This is a genomic window from Alteromonas portus (assembly GCF_005117025.1).
GTDB classification, from domain to species: Bacteria; Pseudomonadota; Gammaproteobacteria; order Enterobacterales; family Alteromonadaceae; genus Alteromonas; species Alteromonas portus.
Map to the genome: position 1 here is coordinate 668,426 of NZ_SWCO01000005.1, position 17,046 is coordinate 685,471.

At 41.3% G+C, this 17,046-nt stretch carries 13 protein-coding genes; 5 read left to right on the forward strand and 8 right to left on the reverse strand.

From position 1 onward, the window contains the following. Positions 1-39: 39 nt before the first annotated feature. The 4 genes from prsT to E5672_RS10835 all read right to left on the reverse strand — a co-directional run bounded on the left by prsT (position 40) and on the right by E5672_RS10835 (position 5,439). A complete protein-coding gene (prsT, locus tag E5672_RS10820; RefSeq protein WP_161569397.1) occupies positions 40-2,697 on the reverse strand; it encodes an XrtA/PEP-CTERM system TPR-repeat protein PrsT in 2,658 nt (885 codons plus the stop codon). 117 nt (positions 2,698-2,814) lie between these two features. After that, the gene (locus E5672_RS10825; protein WP_136782213.1) at positions 2,815-3,684 is read right to left on the reverse strand and encodes a hypothetical protein; all 870 of its coding nucleotides are present in this window, start codon (positions 3,682-3,684) and stop codon (positions 2,815-2,817) included. A 143-nt stretch (positions 3,685-3,827) separates the two neighbouring features. Next, on the reverse strand, positions 3,828-4,613 hold the full coding sequence (locus E5672_RS10830) for a PEP-CTERM/exosortase system-associated acyltransferase (RefSeq protein WP_136782214.1): 786 nt from the start codon (positions 4,611-4,613) through the stop codon (positions 3,828-3,830). A 43-nt stretch (positions 4,614-4,656) separates the two neighbouring features. Further along, entirely contained in the window at positions 4,657-5,439 is a 783-nt protein-coding gene (locus tag E5672_RS10835) for a YdcF family protein (RefSeq protein WP_136782215.1), read from the reverse strand. A 72-nt stretch (positions 5,440-5,511) separates the two neighbouring features. Here E5672_RS10835 and E5672_RS10840 point away from each other — a divergent pair, with 72 nt between their 5' ends. The 5 genes from E5672_RS10840 (at position 5,512) to E5672_RS10860 (ending at position 10,497) form a co-directional block, all read left to right on the forward strand. Beyond that, positions 5,512-6,300 (forward strand): S1 family peptidase, encoded by a 789-nt coding sequence (locus E5672_RS10840; RefSeq protein ID WP_240692212.1) that lies wholly within the window; start codon positions 5,512-5,514, stop codon positions 6,298-6,300. Positions 6,301-6,457: 157 nt separating this feature from the next. Next, entirely contained in the window at positions 6,458-7,297 is an 840-nt protein-coding gene (locus tag E5672_RS10845) for a hypothetical protein (RefSeq protein ID WP_136782216.1), read from the forward strand. A 233-nt stretch (positions 7,298-7,530) separates the two neighbouring features. After that, a complete protein-coding gene (locus E5672_RS10850) occupies positions 7,531-8,403 on the forward strand; it encodes an HprK-related kinase A (protein ID WP_161569398.1) in 873 nt (290 codons plus the stop codon). Continuing rightward, entirely contained in the window at positions 8,387-9,484 is a 1,098-nt protein-coding gene (locus E5672_RS10855; protein WP_161569399.1) for a nucleotidyltransferase family protein, read from the forward strand. Before E5672_RS10850 ends, E5672_RS10855 begins: the two co-directional genes overlap by 17 nt. Then, positions 9,481-10,497, forward strand: a complete 1,017-nt coding sequence (locus tag E5672_RS10860) for an NAD-dependent epimerase (protein ID WP_136782219.1) — start codon at positions 9,481-9,483, stop codon at positions 10,495-10,497. Before E5672_RS10855 ends, E5672_RS10860 begins: the two co-directional genes overlap by 4 nt. A 33-nt stretch (positions 10,498-10,530) precedes the next feature. Here E5672_RS10860 and E5672_RS10865 read toward each other — a convergent pair whose 3' ends face one another. The 4 genes from E5672_RS10865 to E5672_RS10880 form a co-directional block, all read right to left on the reverse strand. Next, the gene (locus E5672_RS10865) at positions 10,531-11,415 is read right to left on the reverse strand and encodes a patatin-like phospholipase family protein (protein WP_136782220.1); all 885 of its coding nucleotides are present in this window, start codon (positions 11,413-11,415) and stop codon (positions 10,531-10,533) included. A 371-nt stretch (positions 11,416-11,786) separates the two neighbouring features. Next, on the reverse strand, positions 11,787-13,982 hold the full coding sequence (locus E5672_RS10870) for a malate synthase G (protein WP_136782221.1): 2,196 nt from the start codon (positions 13,980-13,982) through the stop codon (positions 11,787-11,789). A gap of 98 nt (positions 13,983-14,080) precedes the next feature. Beyond that, positions 14,081-15,025: a LysR family transcriptional regulator gene (locus tag E5672_RS10875; protein ID WP_136782222.1), complete on the reverse strand. Its 945-nt coding sequence runs from the start codon at positions 15,023-15,025 to the stop codon at positions 14,081-14,083. Between the two features lie 282 nt (positions 15,026-15,307). Further along, the gene (locus E5672_RS10880; RefSeq protein ID WP_110289249.1) at positions 15,308-16,903 is read right to left on the reverse strand and encodes an isocitrate lyase; all 1,596 of its coding nucleotides are present in this window, start codon (positions 16,901-16,903) and stop codon (positions 15,308-15,310) included. Positions 16,904-17,046: the final 143 nt, after the last annotated feature.

The window sequence follows — 17,046 nt, forward strand, 5'->3', positions numbered from 1 at the left end:
TGTAAAATTGTCTGACAAATCGAATTATTCGAAAAACAATTAGCCTGCGCTTTTTGCCGTGTTGGCTTCATTTAAATGCTTTAATATTTGCTCATTGTCTGGGGCAATCTCAAAAGCTTTATTCAAAATAACGGCTGCTTGTTCAACATTGCCACTTTTCAAAAGTGCGTAACCATAAGTGTCTAAAACTGTAGCACTCTCCGGGGCTATTGCAAAAGCCCTCTCCCCATACTCCAGAGCTTCTTTAAATCTCTCTTGCTTAATCAACTGCCAAGATAAGTTATTAAGGATAATGAAGTTGTTAGGTTCTGAATTCGCTAATACTCGATAATGCATAATAGACTTTGTTACATCGAACTTTGAAAAAATGCTTGCCAAAGTTAACCTAATCGTTGCGTCATCAGGTCGGATTTCGAGGTGTTCTTCTAGAAATTTAACCCCTTGACCCGGTGTGTTATTGTTGACGTTAGCACTATATATAATTGAAGCCGTCCTAGAAGAATAAGAGGTGTTATAATAATCAGTTAGAGCTTTGATTGCCGAAGGGAAGTCTCCTTTTGCATAAGCTATATGTCCTATAATACTTTTATATTCAGGAGTGTTTTTCGACTCTTCGCTAAGTAGTTCTACAGCTCTTTGCGATTCTTTAATTTGCTTATTTAATATCAGATAGTGCGCCCGCAATAGTTGAAATTGCGTAGAAGTAGGAAATCTTATCAGCGCTTTTTCTGTTTCTCGTAACGCTTTATCAAATTTGCCAGTTTTATCAAACAACATGACAGGGAATAGCCATGGCTTAATGTTTGTAGGCGTTGTGTTTCTCCAATCTTGATAAACACCTAACGCCTGCAATTCATCCCCGTTGATTAAAAAAGCTTCGGCCCATAATTGCCAGAACTTGTCTGGGGCGTGCCTCCTCGATTTTACTAATTCAAAGGTATCAATAAGCTCTTGTGACTTACCCTCAGACAGCAATGCTTGCGCATAGCTCGTAATGTATTCAAAATTTTCAGGCGACTCTTTAATTTTTTTTCGGTAAAGGGAAAGAGCCGATTCTATTTCTCCTTGTTCTTTTTCTAACAAAAAATAATTAAACAAAGTAGTGCCTGTAGCTTTTGTAGATTTTGCTAACTTTTTTTGCAGTTCGATAGCTCTATCGAAGTTTTTCTTTTCAATTGCCTTCTTCGTGTAAAAATTGATCGAGTATAAGTTCAAACTATCGAGTGAAAGCGCCTTGGCATGTATTTCTTCTACTTTTTTAAGGTCACCTAGTTTCAAGTACACAGTTGCCGCAGTATTGAGTGCTTGAAGATTGTCGGGAGATTTTAGTAACCAATCATCTACTTGTCCTTTTGCTAATGATAATTGGTCAGTGTTAATGTAGCCTTCGATTAATGCAAACCTTGTGATAGTTTCATCGTCTATCGATAGTGACTTTTCTAAATCTGAGATACCGCTTGCGTCATCTAAACTTAATTTGAGAATACCAATTTTCGCTAGAGACCCTGCGTCATTTAAATTATTAACTTTTATCTTTTTTAGCAAACCTTTTGCTTCGTCGGTCATTCCCTTATTGACCAGGTCAGCGCTTAACTTAAATAAAAGTTGTTTGTCTTTATCGTCTATGAAGGAATAATTACCCATATCCTTTAAAGCATCTGAGGTATAACCTAAGTTTATCTTAATATCAGATAAAATTTTGTTCACTGGGTGAGTGGCAGCTACGCTTTTGCTGACTGGAAGTAAGTATTCAAATGCTTGTTCGTTTTTTCCTAAATTATAGGCAGCCACTCCAGCATATAATTTCGCGATGACGTCATCGGGCTCACTGATAAGTGCGATATCCATGTGCCGTATCGTCGATTCAAATTTATCTTCATTAAACAAAACAATACCTTTCAATATATTCGTATAATGATGATTTGGAAACGAGGATAGAATTTGATTAATGAGAGGATTTGCCTGCTCAAATTGGGCTATTTTAGTATAGCTGTCAGCTAATAGAAGCTTCCCCTTGTTGTTTGATGGCTGATCTTTATTAAATTGTTCAAAGCTCTTTACTGCATTTTCATAGTCACCTTCCTTGGCGTACAGTTGCCCTTGAAGAAGTCTTGCTTCATAAAAATTCGCATTAGTGCTAAGTAAATCCTCAAGCAAAATTTGAGCATTAGCATAAGCCCCTTGCTCACTTAAAAGATAAGCTTTTCCAAATGATGTATAGTCTGCTGCATCTGCAAAAATTTCTGCTTGTTCTAAAGCTCGTTTAGCTTTGATAGGATTTTCTAGAGCTGAGAATGCGATAGAGCGATATACATAAATTTGGGTAATTAAGGCGTTGGAGGCATCTGGGAGGGTTTCCGACTTTTCTATTATCCCTTCGTAATCTTCCTGAAAATATAGAACGCGATAGAGCAACTCTATTACTTTATTATTATTTTTTTCTTTTGAAAGGATGAACTCTAACTCTTTTCTTGCGTTAGCATACTGTCCGCTTTGCAAATAAACATTTGCAAGTAATTTTCTTCCTTCAAGAGAATCTGGATTGTCTTTTACTAGATTTTTCAGCTTTATTTCGGCTGTTCTAAAGTCGTCTGATTCTAGTGACTTTTCAGCATCATCCAACAAGTTTTGCGGTGTTTGCTTAGAGCAACCTGCATTGATTGCTAAGCACACAAAGAATATCAGTAATTTGTTCATTTTCATTCCTTCGATAAGCGTCAACGCTGCTAACAGGTAGATACTAACAGTTATGTCTTATAAAACAAAAAGCTCGCCTAAGCGAGCTTTTTGTTTTCTATCGAATCTTACGAACGCTTACTTAATAGCTTTTTTGCGAGACAAAGTGCCGATGGCAAACAATGATAAACCAAACAAAGCCACCGAAAATGGTTCTGGCACGACCGCAAAACTAACTGAACCGTCATGAGTACCACTCAAAGAAGTCGTTCCGTCACCATTATCGTTAATTGTCACGAGGTTTGCGTCAGTGTTGTAATCAATATTCACAGCGAGGTCCTGCTGATTTTCTAATACTGAAGCAAACGTACCAGAACTCACATTAAAAAAGTCGGTAATCGCTACGCCGTTTATAGAGCCTGAACCAAATGAAGAGATAAAGCCTCTCAGAATTTGTCCGCCTGGAGAATTAGATGTTCCATATACGTCAACGGTAAACAGTTCAACAACTGCTGTTGAAATATCACCGGTCGCGAGTGTTGCAGAGTCGTAATAGTAAAAGACTACAGCACCCTCAGAGTAGTCTGTGGCTAAATCTGATCCACCGATAGTACCCTCGACATTGAAATTGAATGTGATGCCCCAGCTTTCAGAATAACCGTTATCGCTTGGGCCGGATGCGTCAAGAATATCAAACGGACTAAGGTCTGTAACCCCATTTGTACCGAGCGAGCTCAAAAACGCACCAAACGACGTTAGGTCCGCGCCTCCCGATGTATTGATGTCACAACCACCAGCAAGTTCTGCAGCAGAACAAAAGGCCGTAGTGTTCGATTCGTATTTATGAAGGAGTTCAGTAAGCCAACCAGTGGTGTTTTGGTCAACGGCAACGTCACTGTTTTTCGATGCATCGAAATCAGCTCCGTTATTAATGTAGAATTCATCGGCTAGTGACGACAGTGAAACTACGGGCAGAGCGAGTATTGCTACCAATTTTAATAAACGCATGATTTACCTCAATACATCAACAAAAAAATCATATCATTGCTGTTTAAAGCAAACGGCGCGCCAATTTTGCAACATGTTGTGAAAGCAAACCTTTTTGCGCATTGCCCGCGATTTGATAGCGGGGTTGTAAAATAAGCTGACAGTTATGGGCGCAGTCCAGCGTGCTTTGTAGAGGGAGCGATACAGGTCTGGTTAGCCTCGAAAATTTCCCTTCTAATTTCAGTAAGAAGTTCCCCAAAACCTTTTCTAAGGTTCGCAGGCACTTCCATAGGATTAATAATAAATGGTGCTCTTTGACCATGATAGTCAACTACCGAGCCAATTTGTTTAAATGGAAGTCCAACCAATCTCATACTTCTAGCCAGTCTAGGTTCAACCATAACGTAACAATGATGGATATTTTTCTCGATTAAAACAGCAGTCGCTGAAAGGTATAATCCTACTGCAATAAATGGAAAGCAGCGTAACTCAGTCTCTGAATATGTATGCTCGTTTATTGCACCGATGGCTGCGCCGTCGAACTCATCCATTCGTCTTCTACGAAAATGTTCCGGAACTGCTAATCTGGAAATTTCTACAATATCTTTGCGTTCGAAGTTTGACGGTAAGAATTCTTCATCTTCTATACTATCTTTGCAAAAGACTTCAATTGGAAGTCTTTCTTCCTCTGATTGAGAGGTTATTATACGAACTGTCCCTGCAAATGTAGAAGATAACCTATGTTTAATGAGACAGTGGATCGAATGTGAGTCGAAGTCGTCGGTTTCTAGTTTATTTGCTCTTATCGGTTCAAGTTTAAGTTCTTCTGCATACACGTTATGGCGTATACCAAATGAAGCTTTGATACTTTCCGTTCTGTTAGAAACATCGGGCTCAAAATAGGTGGCGAAATGCGAAGCAATCGATTCGGCGTCTTGTCTGTTTCTCATTTTGATATTCTCTACATTTTTCGTTATATATTTTAATACGCACTCAGCAATACTTACTAAGTAAACCAAACCTTCTTTTGAGTTTGAATTCGACTAGGCCAAAATATTCATGTAAAGCCCTTTTTATTATAGTTAAGTTCTTGGGGTCTGGTAAATTAAGCTTAAGTACAATTTTGGGTTTTACTAAAAAATCGGTGGGAGCAGCGTTAATACTTACTCCACAATATTTGAGGTAGCTACTAGCTCTCAGCATATGGCTTGCCGAAGTGACCAAAGTTAAAGATGAGAGGGTTATATTTTTAACAATACCTTGAATTTCGGATTCAGTGTCATAACCTATTGGAACTTCGATAATATCTTCACTTTTAACGTTGTGGCGTTCGAGAAATTCGCGGGCGTAGCGGCTATAAGCGCTTGGCCAATTTCCAAATTTTCCGCCGGCAACAATTATTTTGGCTTCACGAGTTTGATAGATATCAGCAGCGTGTGATAATCGTAGATAAGAGCATGGCGGCCACCTGTTTGCGTATGGAACACTCATATCATCGTAATAGTTACATGCCATTACTAAAATAACTTGCTGCCCGTCGTTAGTGTTTTTCTTATTTTTAGCGTGTTTACTGTTAACTGAGTGGTGCTCCAATGGATGCAATAAAGCTGAAGAAAGAAAAGATTGACTACAAGAGAACAGTAAAATAAGAGCAAATAAGATAGTATAAAAAGAGTAATTTTTCTTTTTAACTAGTAACAACAGTCCTGATATTATTACTAGAATAGAAAAATGTATTAAAGGACTGGTCAATATATTTGCAAAAGAGCTCAACATTCTATTTTTGATTAAATTAACCTTTGCTATTGTTTTACCACCTATTTGTGTAGCAACGCCAGAGATAATATTATGAAATCAACGTTTTTTTTAATTGTTTTGTCTATATTTCATATTCTTAATACTGTTTATGCTAGTGATTCTCTTTCACTCCCTCTTATTATAAAAAAAGTACAACCATCAGTTGTAGGTGTTGGGACGCTTACTCCTATAGAAGGAAATTTAGCACAATTAAAAGGGACAGGATTTGTTATTGGGGGAGGGCGCTATATTGCAACAAACTATCACGTTGTATCAGAAACACTTTCCCAAGAAAAAATTCAAAAGCGTGTTGTTTTCGTCGGTACTGGACGTAAATTTGAACTGCATGAAGTCGAAATAGTAGACTTTGACCCAGTATTCGACTTGGCGATTCTCGAAATTGTGAAAGATAAAGTTGTACTTCCCTCTAAGTTCACGTTTCGCGAGACTGAAGGTCTGATTGAACCTGGGGTAGAAATAGCTTTCACGGGGTTTCCGATTGGTAGTGTTCTTGGATTGTATCCGGCTACTCACAAAGGAATTATTGCTGCAGTAACACCTGATTCCAATCAAGCAAACTCATCATCTCAACTTAATTCCCAACTTATTGCCAGGCTGCAGCGAAAATTCGATGTTTATCAATTAGATGCTACGGCTTTCCCTGGGAATAGCGGAAGCGCTTTATATGTGGCTAATTCAGGTGAAGTTATTGGTATTATAAACAAAGTAATGGTTCAGGGGGGGAAAGAATACGCGCTTTCATCGCCAAGCGGGATTACCTACGCAATACCTGTAAAGCATTTGCGAAATTTGGCGAGTAGGAATAATATAAAACTATGAGTAAAAGAAAGCGTCAAATTCCTTTACACTTTATATCAATGTAATAGTTAACCTTTTGTTTAGCGTGCATAAAATATTTTGGCTGGCTTTTTGCATTAGGCTTTCACATTAGTGTTATTGGACAAACGTATTCAATTGATGGGTTCGGATTAGATATATGCAAAAGTTATCAAGACGTAAATTGTTAAAAGGGACAGCAAAATCCGCCCCTTTACTTGCTTTGGCAAGTAGTAAGTCGGTTTGGGCGTCTGGCTGTATGTCTATGTCGGGTTCTCTGTCAAACAATTTCTCAAACAAAGTTACATACGAATGTAACGGCTCGGCTGGGTGTACTCCAGGTTTTTGGAAAAACCATGTTCAAGCATGGCCGAAATTCTTGTTTCCAGGAATATTTCTATTTTCAAGCGATAAGTTTAAAGTTGCGTGGGATTGGACGATGGGCTCGCATGCTCATTTAAGCAATGATGAAAAGTATTATGGCTGGAGCAGTGACTCACTACAAAAATATGCAAATATGGACAATCATGGTAGCTATTCTCAAACATGGGTTGGGCTATTGGAAACCATGTGTCCAAGCTTCATAACCAAAGAAACACTGTGGCAATCTTTGAATGAAGGTTTCGAGGGTGGGGAAAAAGAGGCGGAGTACCATATGGCAGCTGCTTTGTTAAACGCAGCGCATGATGGAATAGATTATGGTTATGATATGGTTCAGCTGCTCACTTTTTGTAAAAAAGCAGAGGAATCGAACAGTAAACAAACGCTTCATCGATTCATAGATTCTCTAGTGTCTTTGAATGAACGTGGAAATATTGATGCTCCAGAGATTCAAACGTTTTCTACTTCGGATCTTGAAGAGTGTTATAGTCCCTTAAGTGGACGAAAGAAACGTAGCAGTTCTTCATATAGTAGTTACACAGATCAGAGTAGTTCCGAAGATACGATAAATACGTCTAAAATTATAGGTGACTCTTCAGATTACCCTTCAATAAGCTAACGATTTTGTTTAACGATTTTATTCAAATAACTGAAACAGATTCTATTGTTGTTTTCTATCATAGTGGTACTGGGCAGACATTAGTTTTTGGGCACGACATAAAACCTCTCATAGCATGTTTGGGGTCGTCTTTTCCACCAGACGATCCCCAAGTTGCCGGATATCAAGAAACGATAAACACATTGAGAAAATTTGATATGCTAGACAACTAATCAGAAAAATGGAGTTTATTGGTGAGTAGTAATAGTTGTGTAGTCAGAACTTCCCCATTTTCTTTTAAAGTTTCTTCACGTTTCCCTTCTGTAATCAAAAATCTGTCCACACTATATCCAGATTCGCTGTTGTCGTCTTGTGGTACTGCAGATTTCAATGTTTCAATCGATATGCCCTACGTCTCGACTATCCCGCTTTTTAGACGTGCACTATTTACTCTGGACGGTTTTGCTCCCTTTACTCGAGGCCCTAGTAATCATAGTCATGCATTGCTCGAGTGGGGGATGAATTGGTGTGTATCTAAGTATGGTGCAGATAGACTAATTATTCATGCCGCTTGCGTTGCGAAGAAACACAAAGCCATTTTGTTATCTGGTGATTCAGGAAGTGGCAAAAGCACATTATCTTGTGCATTAATGAATGAATCCTATAGACTATTAACCGATGAACTAACTCTTGTAAACCTAGAAGACTCATCCGTAACGCCCTTTGTAAGGCCAATTAGCCTTAAAGACAAAGCGATAGATGTAATTCAAAGAAGATACCCTTTCGCCGAGATGGGGCTTGTCGCTCATAACACTCATAAAGGTACAGTAAGTCACTGCCGTCCCTCTGACCTGAGTTGGTCAACAATGATGGAACCGGCCGAAATCCGTGGTATTGTCTTTCCTAAATACAGTGCGTCAACTACTGACATTGAAGTCTCTAGAATTTCGAGCTTAGATTCGTTCACGAAGTTACTTGAGCAAGCTTTTAATATCCATATCTTGGGTTCAAAAGCAATCCACATGCTTCAGCAAATATGTGAGCGGACACCAGCATACGAAATTACTTATTCCGACACGCAGCAAGCAATTGATTTTGTGAATGAGCTATATGAAAGTGACAACTAGCAATCTCCTCATTGCTCTCGTTACAAAAAAAAAGAGCACGCTTCAGTTGGACAGAAGTGAGTGGTGTGATGTCGTTGCGTTATCTAGACAGCTAGGTTTCCTTCCGTTTCTTTACCATATTTCACGTGAAGAAAATACCTTTTCTTTAATGCCTAAGAGTGTAGCTAGTCAGCTCAAAAGTGCATATTACGAGTTACTTAAACAGCATGACTCGATTAATTGGCATCTGGCACAATTACGCAAAAATAACCCTTCAAGTTTAAAAATTACCCTGCTAAAAGGCGCCGCTTATATTGCTGCTGGCAAAAGAAACGCCGCTTACAGACTGTTATCAGACATTGATTTGCTTGTGGAAAGGAAGTTCCTTAATGACGCTGAGTTTTGGCTATTTATAAATGGTTTTGCTGTTTCAGTTTCTGACGAATATGACGATTATTACTATCGGCAATGGATGCATGAGTTGCCACCCTTTGTTAATTCAAAAAGTGGTTTAATCGTAGACTTGCATCATAATTTACTACCAATAAGCTCTAAACGTCATATAAATGCCTCTCTGATAGTAGACAGTGGTATAGAGTTAGAGGATAACTTTATAGTGCCAAGTGATGAAGATTTAATTATTCATTCTGCTGTGCACTTGATACAGGACAGCGTTTTTGACCGTTCACTACGCGACTTGTGTGACCAATACTGGTTGCTAACTGACTATATTGAACAGAATATAACGAGTGAGCAATTAATCGACAGAGCTATAAAACTGGCGTTAGGCACTGATCTTGCTAAATCTTTTTCGCTGATGAGCGAAGTGCTGAATCTTCCTCTTACTGACGAAGAGTCTGATTTTGTGAAGCAGTCGTTAAGACGAAAGCGATTATGGGCCTTGGAGAAAAAGTGTTACATCATTATGCTCCATCAACCAGTGAAGTCAGAATGGAGAGTCAAGCACCATGTTGCATCGCTTTATTTATTCGTCAAAAGTCACTTGATTAAAATGCCTGTTAAGCTGCTTATCAAACATGCGGGAATGAAATCGTATAAAAGGATTATTGGTTTGTTTAAAAAACAAGAGAAGGGCTCATGAAAATCTTAGTCACCGGAGCAGCCGGCTTTATTGGCGCAGCTGTGTCGCAATATCTTATCAATCGTGGTGACCAAGTTGTCGGGATTGACAACATTAACGATTATTACGATGTAAACTTAAAGCACGCTCGATTAGACGAGATTAAGTCATCATCTGCTGCTGATTTATTCTCATTCACGGAAATGGGCGTTGAAGAGCGCGATAGAATGGCAGCGCTTTTTGAAGAACATAAGTTTGATAGGGTGGTGCATTTAGCTGCCCAAGCTGGTGTACGTTATTCCCTTGAAAATCCTAACGCCTATGTCGATTCTAATATTGTAGGGTTTGTGAATATTCTAGAAGGGTGTCGCCATAATAACGTTGAGCACTTAGTGTATGCGTCATCTAGCTCAGTTTACGGTGCGAACGAAACTATGCCGTTTTCAGAGCAGCATAATGTTGATCACCAAGTCAGTTTGTATGCCGCTTCTAAAAAAGCGAATGAGCTAATGGCTCATACTTATAGCCACCTGTATAACTTGCCCACAACAGGGCTGCGCTTCTTTACTGTTTATGGCCCTTGGGGGCGCCCAGACATGGCGCTGTTTAAGTTTACAAAAGCTATTTTGGAAGGAAAAACAATACAGGTATACAACTACGGTAATCACCGTCGAGATTTTACTTATATTGATGATATCGTTGAAGGCGTAATTCGCTCACTAGATAATGTGGCGAAACCTAACGAAAGTTGGGACGGCGGCAATCCAGATCCTAGTACCAGTAGGGCACCGTATAAGGTATACAACATTGGTGCGCAAACACCAGTTCACCTTCTGAAGTTCATTGAAACGTTGGAAAGTGCTTTGGGTATTGAAGCGAAAAAAGAGTTGCTTCCTATGCAGCCAGGCGATGTGCCAGACACCTATGCTGATGTTTCATCGCTAGTAGCAGATACTGGCTACCAACCTTCTACTGATGTTGAAACGGGCGTAAAAGCGTTTGTTGATTGGTATCGAGAGTTTTACAAGGTGTAAGGCCTAGCGCGTTAAGCGTGATTTACAAGGCAGTTAAAGTGCACCTCTTCTCATAAACCCTGCACACTTTTTGGGCAAAAACTCTTTTGTGGTTGAATAACCAATCTCAAAAAGTGTGTTTTTAATTTCAGGCGTAAGCGAAAAATCTACCGCGGAAATCTCTCCGGTATTCACCACTACCGTATTGTGCCAATACTTTGCATTAACGTATTCCCTGGATATTGCCGTCATAAACGTACGGATGAGCATACTGACGTACTGAGGCAGTTGAAGTAAGTTCTTTTTAATGGCTTTTCGTTTTTGCTCGGTGCTTTGCAGTCTGAAGCACACTGATGGCGTGCCATCGCCTCGCCAATCTTCAAACAGTGCATCTTCAGACAATATAGCGCCGTCTACCAGCAAGTGCTCTTTAAAAGGTTTAAATGAAAAAATGAGCGGGATCGACATAGAGTAGCGTACCGCTTCTGATACCTTCATATCTGGAGAAGTCTGTTTATTGAACAGAACTGGCCCGCCGCCGTTTACATCGGTGGCCAGTATATGGAGGTCAAGAGGGAGATCGGCAAACAATGCGCCTTCTAGTTGCTCGTCAATCCACCGTTGAAACACATCGCCAGATGAGAGCCCGCCTTCCCGAAGCAATCTCACAAGAGAAAACTCAGTAAACTGTTTAAAATCAGTAACGAGTGCGAGTTCTCGCATTTGCTCGACAGTGTAACCTTTAGCATAAAGTGAAGCGATAATTGAACCGCCTGACACACCTACTAAGGTGTCGAAGCCTACATTCATATCCTGCAGCGCTTTTAGGATGCCGATATGTGCGCTTAACCTTGTTCCTCCACCTGAAAAGATGGGCACAATCTGTGTCGTGTTTGTCTGTAAAAGGTTATTCGGTATTCCTGCCGAAGTTATATGCATGTGCTTACTCCAAACTAAGGAGGCTTTGCGCATGGTTTTTAGTTTCAGTGGAACAACATAACGCGTTACCTCATAGTAACAGCGTAGTTTACTCACGCTTCATCAGCAAAAAATACGAGCGAAGATAAGCGATATCTTTAGTATAAGGTGTGGTAATTTTGCTACACAATTTGATATCCGGTACTTTGAGCGGTAACGCCTACCGGCAGTTCACAGTGTGCAAATAATTGGGCAACATGCGCACAACACATAAAAAAGGCTCACTTCTGAATTAACAGAGTGAGCCTTTTGGATATGCGATTAAGTTTCTTAAGTACTTTACTATATTAGGTATTAGCCTTAGTTTCTAAACACTAGAGTTCTGTTAGAAATTAGTTCGCCGCAAGCTTGGCCTTCATCTCCCGTCGACGAGCGTGCAATAAAGGTTCAGTGTAACCGCTAGGCTGCTCTTTACCTTTGAAGATAAGGTCACTTGCCGCTAAGAAGCCAATTGAGCTATCTAAATCAGGTGCCATTGGAATATATTCAGGGTCGCCCGCATTTTGCTCATCTACTAGCACTGCCATTCGTGCAAGCGATTCTTTAACCTGGTCAACACTCACAATGCCGTGCTCTAGCCAGTTCGCGATGTGCTGCGATGAAATACGCAAGGTCGCGCGGTCTTCCATCAAGCCTACGTTATTGATGTCAGGAACTTTCGAACAGCCTACACCTTGATGAACCCAGCGCACTACGTAGCCCAAGATACCCTGAACGTTGTTGTCGATTTCACGCTTAATGCTCTCGCGAGTCAGCACAGAGGCATCTTCTAGTAATGGAATGGTAAGTATGTCAGCAAGGCCATCAAAGTTTTCATCTAGTGACTTCTGAACGTCAAACACATTTACATCGTGGTAATGAAGTGCGTGCAGTGTTGCTGCAGTGGGTGAGGGTACCCAAGCGGTATTAGCACCTGCTTTAGGATGGCCAATTTTAGCAGTCATCATATTTTGCATTTCATCAGGTATCGGCCACATGCCTTTACCGATTTGCGCTTTGCCAGAAAGGCCGCAACGAAGACCTACAGCCACATTCGCAGTTTCATAAGCCTTGATCCATGCCATCGACTTAAGGGCAGCTTTTTCTGCAAAAGGCCCTGCAAGCATTGAGGTATGAATTTCATCACCAGTTCTGTCTAAGAAACCTGTGTTGATAAATACAACACGTGAAGTGGCTTCAGCAATACAAGCCTGAAGGTTAATACTCGTGCGGCGCTCTTCATCCATTATACCCATCTTAAGGGTATTGGCTGGAACATCGATAATTGTTTCAATAGCACCAAATAATGCGTTAGAGAATGCGACCTCCTCAGGCCCATGCATTTTAGGTTTAACAATATAGATACTGCCTTCACGGCTGTTTTTAAATTTACTGTTTCCTAAAAGGTCATGCTTTGCGATGAGTGAAGTTACTAACCCATCCATGATGCCCTCTGGCACTTCTTCGCCATCAAAGAGCATCGCATTGTTGGTCATAAGGTGGCCCACGTTTCTAACAAACATAAGACTTCTACCAGAAAGCACTAGTTCGCCGTCTTTTAGCCCGTCTTGTGATGCGTGTTTAGACGGCTGATAGTATCTATCGTCATGCATAGCGCGAACAAGCTGCTTGCCGCCCTTTGTCATTTCAATACTTAGGGTGCCTTTCATCAAGCCTAGCCAGTTGCTGTACACTAAAGTTTTGTCTTCTGCATCAACGGCGGCAACGGAATCTTCGCAATCCATAATAGTAGTCAGAGCAGCTTCAACCAATACGTCTTTAACGTTTGCAGCATCGCTCTCGCCAATAGGGTGAGTCGGGTCTAGTTGAATTTCAAAATGCAGGCCGTTGTGGGCAAAAAGCAAGCTTGACGGAGCGCTTATGTCACCTTGGTATCCTTGCCACTGTTCGGTATTCGCAAGTGTAGTCTCATCGCCGTCGGCAAGGGTAATTGCTAGTTTGCCCGATTCGATTTTGTATTTAGTGGCTTCTGCGTGGCTGCCTTTCGCGAGCGGAATCATGCTATCTAAGTAGTCTTTCGCTTTTGCAACCACTTTGGCTCCGCGCACGGGGTTATAACTTTTTCCTGGCTCCGCGCCTCCGTCATTATTAATTACGTCGGTACCGTATAGTGCGTCGTACAGGCTTCCCCAACGCGCATTTACCGCGTTAAGCGCATAGCGAGCGTTATTGATTGGCACTACTAACTGTGGGCCAGCCATAGTTGCAATTTCAGCGTCTACATTTTGTGTTTGTGCGCTTACTTGCGATGGTTGCTCCACAAGGTAACCAATGCTTTTTAGAAAGTCGGTATATTCATTTCCATTTACCGGATTACCAGCTTTGTGGTAGTCGTCGATAGCGCGCTGAAGCTGTTCGCGCTTTTCTAGTAACGCGCGATTTTGAGGGATGAATTTTTCGAAGAGGGTTTCTGCACCTTGCCAAAAGGTGTCTTTATCTACGCCTGTGCCAGGAAGTGCCTGTTCATTAATAAAGTTATCGAGTTGTTCGGCAACCTGTAGTCGGCCTCTAGTAATATATCCTTGCATAACTACCTCTATACATTTGTCTGTTAACCCAGTGTAGTGCGTATAGAGATAGTTTTTTAATTTATGGTTTGTATTTCTGCCATATATTTTGTGAATGTTTAGCCCGCGTTCATTTCGCTAGCGACATCACTGATCAAGCGGCGCAACCAAATATGACCTGCGTCATGGTGAAGTAGGGCACTCCACGCCATTTTTAATGCAATAGGCGGTATATCGAAAGGCGGTTCTTTAATCACCACATCAGGGTCGTGTTTAAATAAGCGGGCAGCTTTGCTCGGCAAGGTGGCGATAAGCTTCTGCTTTTTCGCAATTTGCAAGGCCGCGTGGTAATGGCGAGTAAAAACACGGATAGCACGCTGTTTTCCTATCTTGGTTAGTTCAGCATCCACCCATCCCAGCTTTTGAACTTCATTAGGGTCAATACCAACGCCAACACCAAAGCCTGTTTTACTTACCCATATATGCTGAGCATTTAAGTAGCCTTCAAGGTTGCATTTTTCCACTAGCGGGTGGTCTGCGCTCATTACGCAGCTAAAAGTGTCGTACCAAATAACTTTTTGGTGAAACGACAACGGCAGTTCGTCGAATCGGTTAATTGCCATATCCACTTTACCTTGCTCTACATCGTGAAACGTCACGTCACTCGGTGTAATAAGGTCAAGGGTAATATTAGGCGCTAATTCGGCCAGTCTTCCAACGAGTTCAAGTAACAAGGTACTTTCTGCATAGTCACTGGTCATAATGCGAAAAGTTCTGTCGCTGGTTAACGGATCGAAATCAGTTTCAGGCTGAATCGAGCTTTCCAATCGACTTAGCACATCGCGAATAATCGGCTGCAGTTCAAGTGCACGCTTTGTGGGAGTCATGCCATCGCTGGTACGCACTAAAAGTGGATCTTTAAACAGATCGCGAAGTCGTTTTAATCCGTTACTCATTGCTGGCTGAGTAATGCTTAGCTGGTTTGCAGCTTTGGTTACACTTCCTTCGCGCAACAGCACATCTAAATAAACCAATAAATTCAGGTCGACCTTCGCTATATTCATTATTCTAATGCTCTTCTTAAACCTAATTAAACGTAGCTATTATAAAGCTTTTTTATTTGATTGTCAGATAAGCGTTTAGTCTAAAGTTGGCCGCAATTATTCTTGTAAATTGCTGAATAATAAGTGTTATACAGTTTTTTTATAAAATGTAAGAAAATATGTTTTTTTTTATTTTATGTATGAAGCATAAATTTAGTGAATGGCGTTTACAAAAAAGGGCACCCGGAGGTGCCCTGTAGGAAAGGTTGGGATGCTTTCCATTTAACTCATTTTTTGTTCGCGTTATACGTCGAACTGGTTCATGGTGTTATCTTCACCTGACGCTTTTAGTGCGCCTTCACCAGAGAAGTATTCTTTGTGCGTGTCACCTAGGTCAGAACCAGCCATCGCTTGGTGTTTAACGCACGCTAGACCTTGGCGAATTTCTTGACGCTGAACGCCGCGTACATAAGCAAGCATGCCTTCTTCACCGAAGTAACCTTTTGCAAGGTTGTCAGTAGACAGTGCCGCAGTGTGGTAAGTCGGTAGCGTGATAAGGTGATGGAAGATACCTGCTTCACGTGCTGCATCAGCCTGGAAGCTCTTAATCTTCTCGTCCGCAGCTGCTGCAAGTTCGCTGTCGTCATAATCAGCAGACATAAGTTTCGCACGGTCATAACCAGAAACGTCCTTCCCTTCTTCTGTCCAAGCATCAAACACTTGCTGACGGAAATTAAGCGTCCAGTTGAACGATGGAGAGTTGTTGTAAACCAGCTTGGCATTTGGTACTTGTTCGCGAATCGCGTTAACCATTTCAGCAATTTGACCTACGTGAGGCTTTTCAGTCTCAATCCATAGCAAGTCAGCACCGTGCTTAAGCGACGTTACACAGTCAAGTACTACACGGTCAAAACCTGTGTTGTCTTTAAAGCGGAATAAGCCGTTTGGTAGGCGCTCAGGCTTAACCAGCTTGCCACCTTGTTTAAGCACTAGGTCACCTTCAGTTAGGTCTTCAACACCCGCAACTTCGGTGGTTTTAAGGAAAGCATTGTATTGAGCAGCTAAATCGCCTTCTGATGTAGATACCGGGATCTTCTGAGTCAGACCAGCACCTAGTGAGTCAGTACGTGCAACGATTACACCTTCATCTACACCTAGCTCAAGGAATGCATAGCGTACTGCATTGATCTTCGCTAGGAAGTCTTCGTGTGGCACGGTTACTTTACCGTCTTGGTGACCACATTGCTTCGCATCTGATACTTGGTTTTCGATTTGTATACAGCATGCACCCGCTTCAATCATTTGCTTCGCAAGTAGGTACGTTGCTTCTTCGTTACCGAAGCCAGCGTCGATGTCAGCGATAATTGGAACTACGTGAGTCTCGTAGTTGTCAATTTCTGCTTGAATTGCAGCGACGTCACCACCATTTTTCTTCGCGTCGTCTAGTTTATGGAAAAGGTCACCCAGTTCACGTGCGTCAGCTTGGCGAAGGAAAGTGTAAAGCTCTTCGATAAGTGCAGATACTGATGTTTTCTCGTGCATTGATTGGTCTGGAAGAGGACCGAATTCAGAGCGAAGTGCCGCTACCATCCAACCAGAAAGGTATAGATAGCTTTTATTTGTTGTCCCTTGGTGCTTTTTAACTGAAAGCATCTTTTGTTGGCCTACGAAGCCATGCCAACAGCCTAGAGACTGTGTGTACTGAGACGAATCTGCGTCGTATTCAGCCATGTCTTTGCGCATGATGCTAGCGGTGTAGCGAGCAATGTCTAAACCTGTTTTAAAACGGTTTTGAACCTTCATACGTGCAGCGAATTCAGGGTTGATACCTTCCCAAGTTCCATTCTGTGCTGCCTTTAATGTGGCGAAGTTATCAATGTCTTGTTGATATTGCGACATGAGCGTCTCTCCCGACTATAATTAAAATACTTAACGTTGTTTATGTTTACGCTGTGGGGCGTTCCCGTTGATTCCATTTCATCCTAGTGCTGGTTTTGGGATAATAGAAATATATATTTTTCATTGCGGATATTTATTTTGTG